Source organism: Mycobacterium gastri, from assembly GCF_002102175.1.
Lineage (GTDB): Bacteria > Actinomycetota > Actinomycetes > Mycobacteriales > Mycobacteriaceae > Mycobacterium > Mycobacterium gastri.
Map to the genome: position 1 here is coordinate 118278 of NZ_LQOX01000106.1, position 14721 is coordinate 132998.

A 14721-nucleotide genomic window follows, 5' to 3' on the forward strand; every position below is an offset into this window, starting at 1 on the left:
GGCCATGCCGAAAGTCACCGATACCGTCACCACTCCCGACGGCAGCTGTTCCGTCCGACTGTTCACCCCCGACGGCGCCGAAGGTCCCTGGCCCGGTGTGGTGATGTATCCAGACGCCGGCGGGGTGCGGGAAACCTTCTGCCAGATGGCGGCCAAGCTGGCGGAATTCGGCTACGCGGTGCTGCTGCCCGACGTGTACTACCGCGAGGGTGACTGGGCGCCATTCGATATGGCGACCGCGTTCGGCGACGCGAATGAGCGTGCGCGGCTTATGTTCATGATCGGCACGTTGACCCCGGACCGGGTGACCCGGGACGCCGGCGCGTTCTTCGACTACCTGGCCGGCCGCCCGGAGGTGACCGGCCAACGCTTCGGCGTGTGCGGCTACTGCATGGGTGGACGCATTTCGTTGGTGGTGGCCGGGCGGCAGCCCGATCGGGTCGGGGCCGCAGCATCGTTTCACGGCGGCGGCTTGGTCACCGACAGCCCGGATAGCCCGCATCGGCTGGCCGCGCGGATGCGTGCCACGGTCTATGTGGGCGGCGCGAAGAACGACCCGTCGTTCACCGCCGACCATGCCGAACAGCTCGATAAAGCGCTGACCGCGGCCGGTGTCGAGCACACCATCGAGTGGTATCCGGGCGCCCACGGGTTCGCCGTTCCGGACAACCCGCCCTATGACCAGGCGTGCGCCGAGCGGCACTGGGCGGCAATGACGGACGTCTTCGCGTCGGCACTACCGCGCTGATCCGGCGAGCAGACATAGAATCACCCAAATCCTCGGCGTGGCATGCGATTCTGTGTCTGCTCGCCCGATCCTCGCCGGAATCAGGTGACCGGCAGGTCGACCAACGCGGCCAGTCGAGCGCGGTGCCGGTAGGCGGTGCCGAGGGCCAACTGGTCGCTCTTGGCCCGCTTCAGGTACAGGTGCGCGGGATACTCCCAGGTCATTCCGATGCCGCCGTGCAGTTGCACGCACTCCTCGGCCGCATGTACCGCGACCCCGCTGCAGTAAGCCTGCGCCAGAGCAGCGGCAATGGCGGCGTCTGCATCACCGCGGGCACTGGTGTCAGCGGCGTAGCGGGCCGCTGCCGTCGCCGCACCAACCTCGAACCACAAGTCCGCCAGCCGGTGCTTGATCGCCTGGTAGGAACCGATAGCCCGGCCGAACTGCTTACGCTCCTTGGTGTAGGCCAGTGTGGTGTCAAGGCACCACCGCGCAATCCCCAGCTGCTCGGAGGCGAGCAGCGCCGCTGCGGTCTGCAGCGCCTCGGCCAGCCCCGCTTCGGCCGGCCCGTCACCGACCCGCGACGACGCGGCACCCGAAAACTGCACGTCCGCAAGGGGTCTGGTCATGTCGAAGGTCAAGAACGGCGAGATCTCGACACCGGCCCCGTCCCCAGCGACGGTATGCAGCTCCACCCCGTCGGGCCCGGCCACCGGCACCACCAGCACGTCGGCTTCCCTGGCGCCCGCCACGCTGGTGACCCGTCCGGTCAGTCCGTCGGCGCCATTGCTCACCCCGGTGACCGGATCACCCGGCGCGGTGCACAGCGGCACCACCAGCGCCGCGGTAACGGCACCGCTGGCCAGACCCGCGAGAGTCTCGGTCTCGCCGGATCGCGACAGCGCGACGGTGGCAAGCACCGCGCTGGACAGGAACGGGACCGGCGCGGCGGCCCGGCCGATCTCCTCCATGACCACCGCTGCTTCACGGGCGCTCGCGCCTGCTCCGCCCAGCGACTCGGGAACCAGCAGCCCAGCCACCCCCAGATCGGCGGCCAGCGTCCGCCAAATCTCCGAAAAGTTTTGCGGCGGAGCATCATAGGCACGCACCACCAGCTCCGTGGGACACCGATCAGCGAACAGCTGCCGAACGCTGTCCCGCAGCGCGTCCTCGGTGTCGGAGTACAGCAGGTTCCCGGCGCTCATCGCGGCAAGTCCTTCCAGGCGGCGGTCTTGTCGACGCGGTGTTCGCCGGGCAGGCCCAGGACCCGTTCGGAGATGGTGTTACGCAGGATCTCCGAGGTACCACCTTCGATCGAGTTGCCACGAGCCCGCAGATAGCGATACCCCGGCCCGCGACCGATCAGATCGACGGTCTCCGGCCGGCGCAACGTCCAGTCGTCGTATTGCAGCCCGGACTCGGGGTGCAATTCGAGTTCGAAACCCGAGATCTGTTGTGCGAGGCGGGCAAACGCCACTTTCATACCGGCTCCCTCCGGCCCGGGCTGACCGGTCGCGGCCTGCTGGCGCAATCGTTCGCCGGTGAGCCGCAGCACTTCGGCTTCCACCCACAGCCGCATCATCTCGTCGTGCATCGCGGGATTGCGCAGCGCCGGCTGCTCCCGCCAGGCCTCGGTGACCCTGCCGATGTGGCCGCCCTCGCGCGGGGTTCCGGTCCGTGCGCCGATCGCGACGCGCTCGTTGTTGAGGGTGGTGGTCGCGACCCGCCAGCCGCCGCCTTCGGGGCCGAGCCGGTTCGCGTCCGGCACCCGGACGTCGGTGAGAAATACCTCGTTGAACTCCGCCTCACCGGTGATCTGGCGCAGCGGCCGGATGTCGATTCCCGGTTGCCTCATGTCACACAAGAAGTACGTCAGCCCAACATGCTTGGGCACGTTCGGGTCGGTGCGGGCGACCAGGATAGCCATCTGTGCATGCTGGGCCATCGACGTCCATACCTTCTGGCCGTTGACGATCCAGTCGTCACCGTCGCGCACGGCACGGGTAGCCACCGCGGCCAGATCCGATCCGGCGCCCGGCTCGCTGAACAGCTGGCAGTAGAGGTGTTCACCGGTGAACAACGGGCGTAAGAACTTACGCTTCTGGTCTTCGGTCCCGAACACGGCGATCGTCGGAGCCGCCATGCCGGTCCCGATGATGTTTCGCCCGCCGCCGGCCGGCGGCGCGCCAGCCGCCGCCAAATGCGCGTCGACCTGCGCCTGATATGTGTGCGGCAGGCCCAGCCCGCCGAAGCCCGCCGGAAAGTGCACCCAGGCCAGCCCCGCGTCGAACCGCGCGCCGAGGAATTCCTGGGGGTCGGTGGTGGCTGGGTCGTGCTGGTCCAGCAGCGCCCGCACCCGGGTTTGCAAGTTCTGCTGAATGCTCATAGCGCGCCTCCGGGATTCGGCTGAAAACCCCTGAACCCTTGGGCATTGCCCAGCAGCAGGCCGCCGTCGATCACCATGGTCTCTCCGGTGATCCAGCCCGCCGCATCCGAGACCAGGAAGCCGACGGCTTCGGCCACGTCGACCGGTTCGCCGATGCGCCCGAGTGCGATGGTCGCCGCCAGCGGGTCTTCATGGTCCTTCCACAGCGCCTCGGCCAGCCTGGTGCGCACCACGCCGGGGCAGATCGCGTTGACCCGCACCCGCGGCGACAGTTCCAGGGCCAGTTGCTTGGTCACATGAATCAGCGCGGCCTTGGTGGCGTTGTACATCCCCATGGCCGGGGATTGGTGCATGCCGCCGATCGAGGCGGTGTTGACGACGACACCACCGTGTTCGCCCATCCATGCCTTGACGGCCAGCGAGGTCCACAGCAGCGGGGCCCACAGGTTGACGTCGAAGATCTTGGTGAAGCGGGCGTGGTCCTGCTCGATCAGCGGACCAAACGCCGGGTTGGTGCCCGCGTTGTTGACCAGGATGTCCACGCTGCCGAAGCGCTCGAGGGTCAGGTCCACACAGCGTCGGGCGGCTTCCTCGTCGACCGCGTGAGCACCGACGCCCACCGCGCGCTCGCCGACCTCGGCGGCGGCTGCGTCGGCGGCCTCCTGCTTGCGGGCGGTGAGCACCACGTTGGCGCCGGCGGTGGCCAGGCGCTGCGCTGTCGCCAACCCGATTCCCCTGGAGGCGCCGGTGACTATCGCGGTTCGGCCGCTCAGATCCAGTGAGGTCATTGCGGTACGCCTGCTGTCGTTGGAGGCCGAACCCAATCACCCTGCGGCATCGGTGGCACCCGATATCCCGCTGATGGTTTGTACGCCTGTGTTCGTGGGTATGCGACGTGCATGTTAGCGAAACTAAACCTCGTGAGGCCCCTGGTGGCGGCCGGGGCTGTCGCTGCAGCGGTTTTGGCCGCACCTGTGGCCGGAGCCGACGCTATTGCGGCTGTTCCAGCCACGACCACCACTGCGCTCACGCATTTTGTCTCCATGAACGAACCGGGCGGAGGCGGCTGCGACGCCAACGGCAACTGCGGTTGGGGAGGAGTGAACGAAGGTCCCGGCGGCGGCCCGGGCGGCCAGGGTTGCGCCCCCGGCGTCGGCTGCGGCTCCGGAGGGGTCAACGCGGGACCCGGCGGCGTGCCCGGCGGCCAGGGCTGCATTGCGGGGGTGAGTTGCGGTTCCGGCCACGCCTAACGGCTTGCCCGGCATAAGGGTCAGCGTCTCGGCAGCCTGCTGATCCAGGTCCGCGACTCCGCTGGATCGATGACGTCGTCCAGTTCGAACGTGGTGGCCGAGCGCAGCGCCTTCCCATGCTGATAGGCCGCGGCCACCAGACGCTCGAAAAGCGCTTGGCGTTCAACCTCGTCCGCGGCTGCGGCCAGCTCCTTGCGGAACCCGAGCCGCACCGCCCCTTCCAGCCCCATGCCGCCGATCTCCCCGGTGGGCCAGGCGACCGTGAACTCCGGCGCATGGAAGGAGCCACCGGCCATGGCCATCGCACCCAACCCATACCCCCTTGCGCACGATGATCATTCCGAGCGGCACCGTCAACCGCGCGCCGACGATGAACATACGGCCGAAGCGTCGGACCGTGGCCTCTTTCTCCGCGTCCGGACCGACCATGAATCCCGGGGTATCGCACAGTCGGTGTCGCCGGGCCGGCCCCCACCGCCCTCGGCGAACAAGCACCACCGGCAAGCGGTTTCGCACCGCCAGATCGAAGACGCGGTCGGTCTTGGCATGGTTGCGCATGCCCTGAGTCCCGGCGAGCACGGTGTAGTCGTACGACACGACGACCGCTCGCGCGGCGGCCAGGCCGAACCGATCCGCGCCGATAGTGGCCACGCCGGCGACCAGCCCGTCGGCCGGGGTGTTGGCGATCAGGTCCTCCTCGGAGCGTCGGCTGCGCTGCGCGGCAATCGCCAGGGCACCGTATTCGACGAAGCTGCCGGGATCGACCAGATCGGCGATGTTCTCTCGTGCGGTGCGCCGACCTTGCTTGTGCCGTTTGGCCACCGCGGCTTCCCGGCCCTCATCCAGGGTGAGCCGATGACGCTGCCAGACCAAGTCGAGGTCGACTCGCGTTCGATCCAGATCGACGGTGGCAGTTGATGATTCACCATTGACAACGTTGGTGCGGGTGAACACCAGCAGCGGGTCGCCGGTGGCGACCACCTGACCGGGCGACACCAGATTGCGGACCGTCCGCAGTGCATCCGGAGCCGTCTGGACATGCTGCATCTTCATCGCCTCGAGCACCACCAACTGCCCGTCGGCGCCCACCTCGGTACCTTCAGGCGCGACGTCCACCACCGTGCCGGCCAGTTGGGCACGCAACGCTTCTTCACCCGGGTGAAGCTCGACCGCGGCCACCCGGTGGGCGTGCCGGTCAGCCAGCGCGGCCGCCGCCAGGCCGGGCAGCATTTCGTCGACGAAACTGGTCGTGACGATGCCTGATTGAACGTTGTTGTCCGATAAGAGTTCTTGCAGCAATGCCAGGTTGGTGGCGACGCCCTCGATGCTGAACTCCGACAGCGCCGTGCGCGTCTTGCGCACCGCCGCGCCGAAGGACGACCCGGATACTGGGTGATGACCTTGGCCAGCAGCGAGTCATAGCGTGGACTCACCGACAGCCCCGCCCGGCCGTAGGTGTCGACCCGGACCCCGGGGCCGCTCGGGGGTGAAAACACCGTCAGGGTGCCCGCCGCGGGTAGGACGGACCCAGCTGCCGTCATGGTTTCAGCGTTGACCCTGGTCTGGATTGCGATGCCCCGCGCCGTGGTGGCGGTATCACCGGCGACTGTGGTTGCCTCGCAGGAAATCCCGGCCGGCAACCCCAGCTCGTCGTAGGACGCGCCGCCGGCGATGGCCAGCTGCAGCGCCACCAGGTCCAGCCCGGTCACCTCCTCGGTGACGGTGTGTTCAACCTGGATTCGCGGATTGACCTCCAAGAAGACGAATTCCTCAGCGGAGACCAGAAATTCGACGGTGGCCAGTCCGCGCAGCCCGACGCCGGCGCAGAGCAAGGTTGCGGCCCGGTGTAAGGCACGGCGCAAGTCATCCGAAATACCTTGGTCGGGAGCGATTTCGACCAGCTTCTGGTAACGCCACTGGATGCTGCAGTCACGATCGCCCAGGGCCAGCGTATGCGGTGGCTGGCCGACGACCTGCACCTCCAGATGCCGTGCCGCGCCCAGATACGCTTCGGCGAATACCGCCGGGTTGCCGAAGGCCGGCTGCGCTTCCGCGGCGCACTGACGGTAGGCATCATCGATCTGGCCGGCGCTCGTCACCTTGCGCATGCCCCGGCCGCCACCGCCGGCGAGCGCCTTGATCATGATCGCGCGGCCGAGCTGAGCGGCGAAGAATTCATGGATGTCGCCGAGGCTGCTGGGGCCTTGGGTCGCCGCCAGCACCGGCACCCCGGCGGCGACGGCGGCCGCGCGGGCCGCAGACTTGTTCCCGACCAACTCCAGCACCTCGGCGGCGGGTCCGACGAACGTGTACCCGCCGGCCGTGCAGGCCCGCGCGAATTCGGGGTTCTCGCTGAGGAACCCGTAGCCGGGGTGGATCAGCTCGGCGGCGGACGCTTCAGCCGCGGCCAGGATGGCCGCGGCGTCGAGGTAGGCGTCGATACCGTTGCCGGGCAGGGCGATTGCCTGGTCGGCCGCGTGCACGTGTGGGCTGTCGGCGTCGTCCGCGGCGTAAACCGCGACCGTGGGGATGTCCAATTCGGTTGCCGTGCGGATGATTCGAAGCGCTATCACGCCCCCGGTTCGCGATCAGCAGCCTCATTCCGACACCCCGGCCATCGTGACGCGCGACCACATACCGGCCACATTACGGCCCGGCCGGTCCCGGATCAGACGACGACCTGCTTGGGCATCACGGTCGGCCGGAATCCGTATCGGGGCCCGGCGTAACCACCGCCGCCCTTGGCCGCGGCGGCCATCCCCGGCGCGCCGGGCATCGCGGTGACCGGTCCGGCTTCCTCGGGTACGGCCCAGCCGCTGCCCTCCAACGCCGTGGTGCCCGAAGGCAACGCCGGAGCGGCACTGGACCAGCCCGCCGGCACCGCCAACTTGCCGACCGCGGACGCCTGGCCGAGGCCGGCCAGGACCGAGCCCGCGGGTGCTACCGCGTGCGTCGTGGCCGCCGGCCCCGCGATCGCCGGGACCGCCTCGGCGGCGGCAGCAGCCCCGCCCGCGACGTTCGCGGCATCCAGGGCGTGGCCGAGGAAGACCGCGTTGGGAACGGCGGCCATGACGAACCAGGCCACGGTGTTGACCGCACCGTTGATGGCGTTCTGCACGAACGTATTGCCGAGCAGGTCATCGATGATTCCGCCCAGGGCCGTCCCGTCGAAAACCGACGCGGCCGGCGACGCGAGCCCCATGACCGCGTTGGGCACGTTGGTGATCAGGTTCGCCAGCCCCACCTGCTGGGCCGTGCCGGCCGCTGCGGCTTGGCCCACCGCGGCCGCCTGCGCGGCTAGCCCGGCCGGGTTGGCGATCCGCGACGGCGTGGTCAACGGATTCAGCGTCCCGGCGGCCGCCGACGATGCCGCATAGCCGTACATCGCCAGCGCGTCCTGCGCCCACATTTCGCCGTAGTGCGCCTCGGTGGCCGCAATGGCGGGTGTGTTCTGGCCCAGGATGTTCGTCGCCACCAGCGCCGCCAGCAGCGCCCGATTGGCCGCAACCTCGGCCGGCGGCACGGTCGCGGCAAAGGCCGCCTCGAAGGCGGCCGCGGATGCCGTGGCCTGCGAGCCTGCGTGTGCGGCGGACTCGGCGGTATAGGTCAGCCAGGCCAGATACGGCTGAGCCGCGGCCGCCATCGACATCGACGCCGGACCCAACCACTGCTCGGCGGTCAGCTGGGTGATCACCGATTCGACAGCGGCGGCCGTGGTGCTCAACTCGACGGCCAGCCTGTTCCATGCTGCGGCGGCAGCCATCATGGGTGCCGCCCCCGCACCGGCGTACATGCGTGCGGAGTTGATCTCAGGGGGTAAAGCTCCGAAATCCATTGTTATTGCACTCCTTTGGTTCAGTCCGGCTCTTATCGGATGCAGGTGGCCTAGACAGCGTCCGGCTTCGGCATGACGATCGGCTTGACGCCGTAGCGCGGCGCACCAAAGCCGGCGCTGTTTCGCGTCGCCGACGCCAATCCCGGCATTCCGGGAATGACGGCGCCCGGCGCCGCCTGCGGTACGGCGGCGGTCCAGCCGGCACCTTGCAGCGTGCCGACTTGCGTGCTCGACACCAGCGTGGCCGTCCCCGCCCAGGCTGGCGGTGCGGCTGCGCCGATCGAGGACACTGCGCCCAGGCCGGCGGCGATCGGCGCCCCGCCGAGCGCGGCCTCGGCCGCGGCCGCCGGTGCCAGGCCGGCGGCACCGCCCACGGCTTCGGCCACGTCGGCTCCGACGGCCTGCTCGGCGGTCGGCAGCAGCGCACCGCTGCCTAACGCAAGCAAGTCCGACGCAGCCGACGCCCAGTTGCCGGCACCGATGTTGAAGATATTGGCGAGATCCGAAATCCATCCAGGAGTCTGGCCGGGCAGCAGCGCGCCGAGGATGTCCGACAAGGGCGAGGCCGCCGCGGAAGAATTGGCCGCCTCGGCGGCCGCATAGGTCCCGGCGCTGACACCGAGGGTATTCACCAACATGTCGTACATGGCCGCGGCTTCGGCGCTGATCTGCTGGTACAGGCTCCCGTAGGCGGTGAACATCGACGCCTGCAGCATCGACACTTCATCGGCTGCCGCCGGTATCACGCCCGTGGTCGGGACTGCTGCGGCGACGTTCTCGGCTTCCATCACCGCGCCGATGGTCTGCAGCTTGCCCGCCGCAGCGGCCAGTTCATCTGGCTGTGTCGTCAGGAATGACATCTGCGCTCCTTGTGTTTCGAAACATGCCGACCGGTTGCGGCGGCCACTTCCTGTGGATTTGTTGAACAGATTCTGCTTATTTGCTGAACAGTGTCTGGGTGTTGAGATAAGGCTAGTGATCCACACTCCCGCCGTCGCAATCCAAAGGCGTCGGCGATGAGTCCCGTTACGGTTTCTTAACGCGAACGCCGGCAGTGCTAACACTGTCTTGTCGAGCGTGTCATCTTCCCGCGACCAGCCGCATCGAAATGAGAGGTGTGGCGCACATTTCTACGTTGCGCGGCGGCGGGACCAACCGCCGGTCAACGCAACGGCGAGCCCCAACGGACCTGTTCGCGAAGCTTGCCCTTGAGCAGTTTGCCGCCGGCGTTGCGCGGCAGCGCTTCGGTCACCACCGTGACGTACTGCGGAACCTTGAAGTCGGCCAGTTGCCGGCGGCAGTGGTCGAGCACCGCCGTCACGTCGATCGGGTCCGCGCCTGCATACAGCACCGCGCCGACCTTTTCCCCCATGACGTCGTCAGGCACCCCCAGGACACAGGCATCGGCGACGTTGGGGGCCGACAGCAGCGCGGATTCGACCTCAACGCTGGAGACGTTCTCGCCGCCCCGGTTGATGATGTCCTTGAGCCGATCGACGATGTGGACCCGGCCCGCGTCGTCGACACGTACCACGTCGCCGGTATGCAACCAGCCGTCGACGATCGTGGCCGCGGTGATGTCCGGCCGGTCCCAGTAGCCCGCGGTCACATTCGCCCCCCGGACCACCAACTCGCCCATGATCTCGCCCGGGCCGGGGTCGTCGCCGCGACACGGAACCACCCCGAGATCCGCCGAGGGAACCGCATAACCGACCGAGTCGGCGTGTTCGACCGCATCCCAATCCGGCAGCACCGTCATCAAGGAGGCCGACTCGGTCATGCCGTATCCGTTGAACACCGTTGCTTGCGAAAACGCGTCCTTGACCGACCGCACCAACGACGGGGTTATCGGTGCGCCTCCGTAGCCGACCCAACGCACCGAGGAGACATCGGTGTCGGCAAAACCCTTGTGCCGCAACAGTAATGAGTACACCGCCGGAACATTCACCAGGAGAGAGATCCGCTCGGCGGGAACTGTCGCGAGCAACCGGTCGAGGTCCACCGCGGGCATGATCACCGACGTTCCGCCAACAGCCAATGCGATCAAGAGCTGCGAGTTAAATCCTGTCATATGAGACAGCGGCACCGAGATAACGGTGCGCAGGCCCTCGCCGACATCCCGTACCGGCTCATGGCACCGCAGGGTGTTCTCGGTGCTGGTCACGAAAGCCTCGTGGGTGGTCGGCACGCCTTTGGGATGGCCGGTGGTTCCCGAGGTGTAGAACAGCGCGGCCACATCGGATGGGCCGAGTTGTTCGGTCACGAACGGGTCGCCGTCGGGCAACGCCGTGTCCGTACTCAGGTCTATCCGCGCTCCGGCATCGGACAACACGAAGTCGACCTCCGGCTGGCTGGAGCGGGTGTTCACCGGCACCACAACGCCACCGGCCATCACGGTGCCCCAGAACGCCAGTACCCAATCGACTCCCGCGGGATATCGCACGGCCACCCGGTCGCCGACGCTCAGACCACTTGCCCGTAGTCCGCCGGCGACCCGCGAAGCACGATCCCACAACTGCCGGTAGGTCAGCCGCGCAGCGTCGAGTTCGACCACGGCTTCGCTGTCGGGGCGACTGTCGACCTGCTCGGCGAGCATGTCCAGCAAGGTGGGGGGGATCTCGTCGTAGTGCGGGACGCCGGCGTGATCGAGGCGGATCCCCGTCCGTGGGAACGGGTTGTGGTTCCTGGGAATCTCGATTATGTCAGGCACCTGGTCACTCCACGTCACTCCAGTTCGACGACGGCGACTGCGGCGCCGACGGTGTCGTTGTTGCCTTGTACCCACACACCGTAGGCACGGCTGACGACGTGGTCCAGGCCCGGGTGATCGTCAAGTCGACCAAGCCTTGACGCCCAGTGACGTGTCGGGATGTTTCCGTGGCCCCGGATCAGCCGAACACGTGCCTGGGCATAACGGTCGGCCTGCCTCCGCACCGCGGGCCCGAGCCGGCACCTGCGCCGTAGACGGCTACGGCCATTCCAGGCGCAGGCGGCACCGCCGCGATCGCTCCGTCGTCCTCCGCAACCGCCCACCCGGTGCTGCGGTAGACCAGGTCGCCGGCACCGACAGCCGACCGACCGAGGACGTAGTGCCGAAGCCGGCCATGATCGGTGTTGCGCCGACTCGACTTGGCTCACGATCCGCGAGTTCGAGCTGTGGCACGAACTGCGCGTCTGCGCCGCGGCCAGTCGAAAAGCGCGCACTAAGCAACTTCGGACTAAGCGAAGGCCGAAAGCGCCACCGTCGACCGTCACGCGCGAGCTGATCGCCGTCACCAGGATTTCGCCGAACGTGTTCTGAGAGTGAAAAATTGGCCGATTTTTCGCAGCCATGACACGCTCGGCGCACCAGGTTGCGCCCGGCGCAATAACCGACACTGCGCGCTGAGCGCATTCACCCCAGCAGCCACACCCGCCACCGCCCAGACCACCACCCAGGCGCCCGCCTTGCAACGACTCCGCTGCGTTGGTGCACGCCGACGACGCGCACCAATTTGAGCCAAGCCGGATATCCGCAGTCCAACAGCATCAACATCAAACGCCGGACCCAAGACCCCGAAGCCCTCACCAAAGTCGCTGGACGACGTGAACACCAACTTGAGCCAAGTCGCGAAACAATCGGCTTCACTCCGTAACGCGGGCGTCGGACCCTTCATTGCTAGTGGTCAAGGTCATCTCGAAGTCCGCCAATCACGCTCCAGAGACATGCCACGTGATCGACGAACAACGGATTAGCGCGTTCAGTTGACGCAGCCCTTATTCCATCAGCGTCGCCGCCAGCGTGCCCCCCAGTTCGTAGGCGCGCTCGCGTGTCGCGGCGTCAACGGCACCCACGACCTCGAGTACGCCGGCGGCTTGGCTGAGCCCCAACCCGGTCGCCAACTTGACGACGGCCGCTGCGGCGCCGACGGTGTCGTTATTGCCGTGTACCCACAGACCGTAGGGGCGGCCGGCGACGTGATCCAGGCTCGGGTAGTAGACGGTGTCGAAGAAATGCTTGAGCGCCCCAGACATGTAACCGAAGTTGGCCGTGGTGCCGAACAGGTAGCCGTCGGCATCGAGCATATCGGGAAGCGTCGCGGCCAGGGCCGGCCTCGCGATCACGTCGACACCCTCAATCTCCGGGTCGTTGGCCCCGGCCAGCACCGCCTCCAGCAGCTCGCGGGTGGTCGGCGACGGGGTGTGGTGCACGATGAGCAGGGTCTTGGTCATTGCCGTGCCTGCGGCTCCTTTCCAGGCTCAGCGCCGTTTTCATGGCTTCGCGGGCCCGCCGGCGATCCCCCGCGTAGTCGTAGCCCCTGGCCAGCCGGTACCAGCGACGCCAGTCGTCGGGGTCGTCTTGCAGTTCGGCGCGCACGATGTCGAACAGCGCGTCGGCCGCAGCGCGTTCGATGCGGCCTGACGGCCGCCGTGGCAGCGCGCTGATGTCAAGTTCCATTCCGTCGTCGGCCATCAGCCTGGCCAATTTCTGGTGCGCGAATCCGGCCCTCAGGGTCGCGATCATCGCCCATAGTCCGATGACCGGCATGAGCAGCAAGGCCAGTCCCAGGCCCATGGCGGCAGCTCGACCCGAGCCGATCAGGGTGACGGCGATGCGGCCCAGCAGGACGAAGTACACCAGCATGGCCGCACACATGAAAGCGATGAGCAGCTGAATGCGCATGGTGCGCGCCATGTCCGTCATTGCAGCGTCATTGCAGCGTCACTGTCGCGTCATTGCAGGTCGAGCAACGGCTCGATGCCCACGGTGAGACCGGGGCGCTCCCCGATACGGCGCACCGCCAGCAGCACCCCGGGCACAAACGACGTGCGGTCGAGGCTGTCGTGCCGAATAGTCAGCGTCTCTCCTTGGGTACCGAACAGCACCTCCTGGTGAGCGACCAGCCCGGCCAGCCGTACCGCGTGCACCGGGATGCCGTCGACGTCGGCGCCACGGGCTCCGGGCAGGCTGGTGCTGGTGGCATCGGGATTGGGCGGCAAGCCTTTCCGAGCCTCGGCGATCAGCTTCGCAGTACGCGTCGCGGTACCCGACGGAGCATCGGCCTTGTTCGGGTGATGCAACTCAATGACCTCCGCCGAGTCGAAGAACCGTGCGGCCTGTTTGGCGAAATGCATGCACAGCACCGCCCCGATCGCGAAGTTCGGCGCGATCAGCACCGACGTCTCGGGCTTGTCGGCCAGCCACGACTCCACCTGCTGCAGTCGCTCCGCGGTGAAGCCGGTGGTCCCAACCACGGCATGAATCCCGTTGGCGATCAAGAATTTCAGATTGTCCATCACGACGTCGGGGTGGGTGAAGTCGATGACCGCCTCGGTGTTGGCGTCGGTCAGCTGACTCAGCGGATCACCGGCGTCCACCTCGGCCGAGAGGGTCAGATCTTCGGCGGCCCGGACCGCCGTCACCATCGTCGCTCCGACTTTGCCCTTGGCCCCCAGCACACCTATCCGCATTTGGTGAAGCCTACTGCGGCCGCTGTTTCCACGAACGCGCGTGTTCGTCCCCCGACTCGCCGTCGACGACGCGTCATCGGGAAACCCGATCGACGCGCTCTCCCGCGAAGGGCCGATGCCGACCACGCCTCAGGCAGGTGCGAACTTTCTCCCGCTGGTGTCGAGTCAGGGCGCTGACCTTGGTGACCGCACCGCGCACGTGGGCTTGGCGGCCCAACTCGTACCAGGGGAAGGTTGCCGACGCATATGGTGTCGCATCGAGCTGTTGGCCCTTCGCCGATGCGTAACTCGTGAAGAAAACCACACCCCGACTCATCCAGTAATCTGCGGAGCACCGAACGGCTCACCGGCTTTCCGTCGGCAACAGCGGCCACCACCATCGCATTAAATTTGGGCTCAATCACGCCGGCGCGCTGCGCATCGCTCATCCACCCGCGGAGCAACGCGTGCCAGCCGCGCGAAAAATCGAGGCAAAGTCCAAATCGGCGCAACCGTCCTTTCCCGGACCGTATTCGCCACGCATCTTGCCAACTCGTCGTCGTTGAGTTCGACGATCCGGGAATTATCGTCCATCCCGGCCTCCGGTGCTGTGCGGGCTTATCCCGCAATGGTCACCTAAGATTCTTTGCTACCGGCCGTTGCTGCCGGTAAGCCGAACGGCGCTCATTGGATCGCACAATCAATAACAGGGAACTCCTACCATTATGATTTGATGCAGTCGCCGAAGGCACCGGATTTGTGTTACTGCTGCATAGTGTCGCGGGTTGTTCGGTAACGGTTTCGCCGCCGTTTGCACTGGCTGCCTGTCGGTAGCGACACCAAGCCGCGCAATGGCAGTCGTAGTGGAGATTGGAGGCACCATGGATGATGCGGGTAGCCCGGCGACCGGTACGACACGGGTCAAGCGTGGTATGGCCGAGATGCTCAAGGGCGGCGTGATCATGGACGTCGTCACTCCCGAGCAGGCCCGCATCGCCGAAGGTGCCGGCGCGGTCGCGGTGATGGCGCTGGAACGGGTGCCCGCCGACATCCGCGCCCACGGCGGGGTGTCGCGGATGAGCGACCCCGAAAT

The 14721-nt window shown here is 67.3% G+C and carries 10 protein-coding genes and 6 pseudogenes; 3 read left to right on the top strand and 13 right to left on the bottom strand.

Annotated elements, in window-relative coordinates; genetic code table 11:
• The first annotated feature begins 4 nt into the window (after window positions 1–4).
• A complete protein-coding gene (locus tag AWC07_RS12750) occupies window positions 5–748 on the top strand; it encodes a dienelactone hydrolase family protein (RefSeq protein WP_036412057.1) in 744 nt (247 codons plus the stop codon).
• Between the two features lie 80 nt (window positions 749–828).
• Here the strand turns inward: AWC07_RS12750 and AWC07_RS12755 are convergent, their stop codons facing one another.
• The 3 genes from AWC07_RS12755 to AWC07_RS12765 are packed head-to-tail and all read right to left on the bottom strand — an operon-like array spanning window position 829 to window position 3901.
• Window positions 829–1932, bottom strand: a complete 1104-nt coding sequence (locus AWC07_RS12755) for an acyl-CoA dehydrogenase family protein (protein WP_036414559.1) — start codon at window positions 1930–1932, stop codon at window positions 829–831.
• Window positions 1929–3113, bottom strand: coding sequence for an acyl-CoA dehydrogenase family protein (locus AWC07_RS12760; RefSeq protein WP_036414562.1), 1185 nt, complete (start codon window positions 3111–3113; stop codon window positions 1929–1931). Before AWC07_RS12760 ends, AWC07_RS12755 begins: the two co-directional genes overlap by 4 nt.
• Complete coding sequence (locus AWC07_RS12765; RefSeq protein WP_036414564.1) at window positions 3110–3901, bottom strand: SDR family oxidoreductase; 792 nt, start codon at window positions 3899–3901, stop codon at window positions 3110–3112. The genes AWC07_RS12760 and AWC07_RS12765 overlap by 4 nt, the downstream gene beginning before the upstream one ends.
• A 132-nt stretch (window positions 3902–4033) precedes the next feature.
• On the opposite strand from AWC07_RS12765, the gene AWC07_RS12770 reads away from it, so the two are divergent.
• The gene (locus AWC07_RS12770) at window positions 4034–4363 is read left to right on the top strand and encodes a PE-PGRS family protein (RefSeq protein ID WP_208622410.1); all 330 of its coding nucleotides are present in this window, start codon (window positions 4034–4036) and stop codon (window positions 4361–4363) included.
• 20 nt (window positions 4364–4383) lie between these two features.
• Here the strand turns inward: AWC07_RS12770 and AWC07_RS12775 are convergent.
• The 10 genes and pseudogenes from AWC07_RS12775 to AWC07_RS12815 form a co-directional block, all read right to left on the bottom strand.
• Window positions 4384–6964: pseudogene (locus AWC07_RS12775) on the bottom strand (ATP-binding protein).
• A 67-nt stretch (window positions 6965–7031) separates the two neighbouring features.
• On the bottom strand, window positions 7032–8198 hold the full coding sequence (locus tag AWC07_RS12780) for a PPE family protein (protein WP_036414569.1): 1167 nt from the start codon (window positions 8196–8198) through the stop codon (window positions 7032–7034).
• A 50-nt stretch (window positions 8199–8248) separates the two neighbouring features.
• Window positions 8249–9058, bottom strand: coding sequence for a PPE family protein, SVP subgroup (locus tag AWC07_RS12785; RefSeq protein WP_036414572.1), 810 nt, complete (start codon window positions 9056–9058; stop codon window positions 8249–8251).
• 302 nt (window positions 9059–9360) lie between these two features.
• Complete coding sequence (locus tag AWC07_RS12790) at window positions 9361–10899, bottom strand: class I adenylate-forming enzyme family protein (protein ID WP_036414581.1); 1539 nt, start codon at window positions 10897–10899, stop codon at window positions 9361–9363.
• A gap of 38 nt (window positions 10900–10937) precedes the next feature.
• Window positions 10938–11024, bottom strand: a pseudogene (locus AWC07_RS26870) (flavodoxin); the annotation flags it as partial.
• A gap of 62 nt (window positions 11025–11086) precedes the next feature.
• A pseudogene (locus tag AWC07_RS29805) lies at window positions 11087–11592 on the bottom strand (PE/PPE C-terminal domain-containing protein).
• A 362-nt stretch (window positions 11593–11954) separates the two neighbouring features.
• Entirely contained in the window at window positions 11955–12410 is a 456-nt protein-coding gene (locus AWC07_RS12800; protein ID WP_036414576.1) for a flavodoxin family protein, read from the bottom strand.
• Window position 12411: 1 nt separating this feature from the next.
• A pseudogene (locus AWC07_RS12805) lies at window positions 12412–12873 on the bottom strand (hypothetical protein); the annotation flags it as partial.
• Between the two features lie 38 nt (window positions 12874–12911).
• Window positions 12912–13649 (bottom strand): 4-hydroxy-tetrahydrodipicolinate reductase, encoded by a 738-nt coding sequence (gene dapB, locus AWC07_RS12810; RefSeq protein ID WP_036414578.1) that lies wholly within the window; start codon window positions 13647–13649, stop codon window positions 12912–12914.
• Window positions 13650–13821: 172 nt separating this feature from the next.
• A pseudogene (locus AWC07_RS12815) lies at window positions 13822–14172 on the bottom strand (pyridoxamine 5'-phosphate oxidase family protein); the annotation flags it as partial.
• Between the two features lie 337 nt (window positions 14173–14509).
• Between AWC07_RS12815 and AWC07_RS12820 the strand changes: the two are divergent.
• Window positions 14510–14721, top strand: a pseudogene (locus AWC07_RS12820) (pyridoxal 5'-phosphate synthase lyase subunit PdxS); the annotation flags it as partial.

Coding starts and splice junctions, on each gene's coding strand:
- AWC07_RS12750 (WP_036412057.1), top strand. CDS start 5: ATGCCGAAAGTCACCGATACCGTCACCACTCCCGACGGCAGCTGTTCC.
- dapB (WP_036414578.1), bottom strand. CDS start 13,649: ATGCGGATAGGTGTGCTGGGGGCCAAGGGCAAAGTCGGAGCGACGATG.
- AWC07_RS12785 (WP_036414572.1), bottom strand. CDS start 9,058: ATGTCATTCCTGACGACACAGCCAGATGAACTGGCCGCTGCGGCGGGC.
- AWC07_RS12800 (WP_036414576.1), bottom strand. CDS start 12,410: ATGACCAAGACCCTGCTCATCGTGCACCACACCCCGTCGCCGACCACC.
- AWC07_RS12755 (WP_036414559.1), bottom strand. CDS start 1,932: ATGAGCGCCGGGAACCTGCTGTACTCCGACACCGAGGACGCGCTGCGG.
- AWC07_RS12760 (WP_036414562.1), bottom strand. CDS start 3,113: ATGAGCATTCAGCAGAACTTGCAAACCCGGGTGCGGGCGCTGCTGGAC.
- AWC07_RS12780 (WP_036414569.1), bottom strand. CDS start 8,198: ATGGATTTCGGAGCTTTACCCCCTGAGATCAACTCCGCACGCATGTAC.
- AWC07_RS12765 (WP_036414564.1), bottom strand. CDS start 3,901: ATGACCTCACTGGATCTGAGCGGCCGAACCGCGATAGTCACCGGCGCC.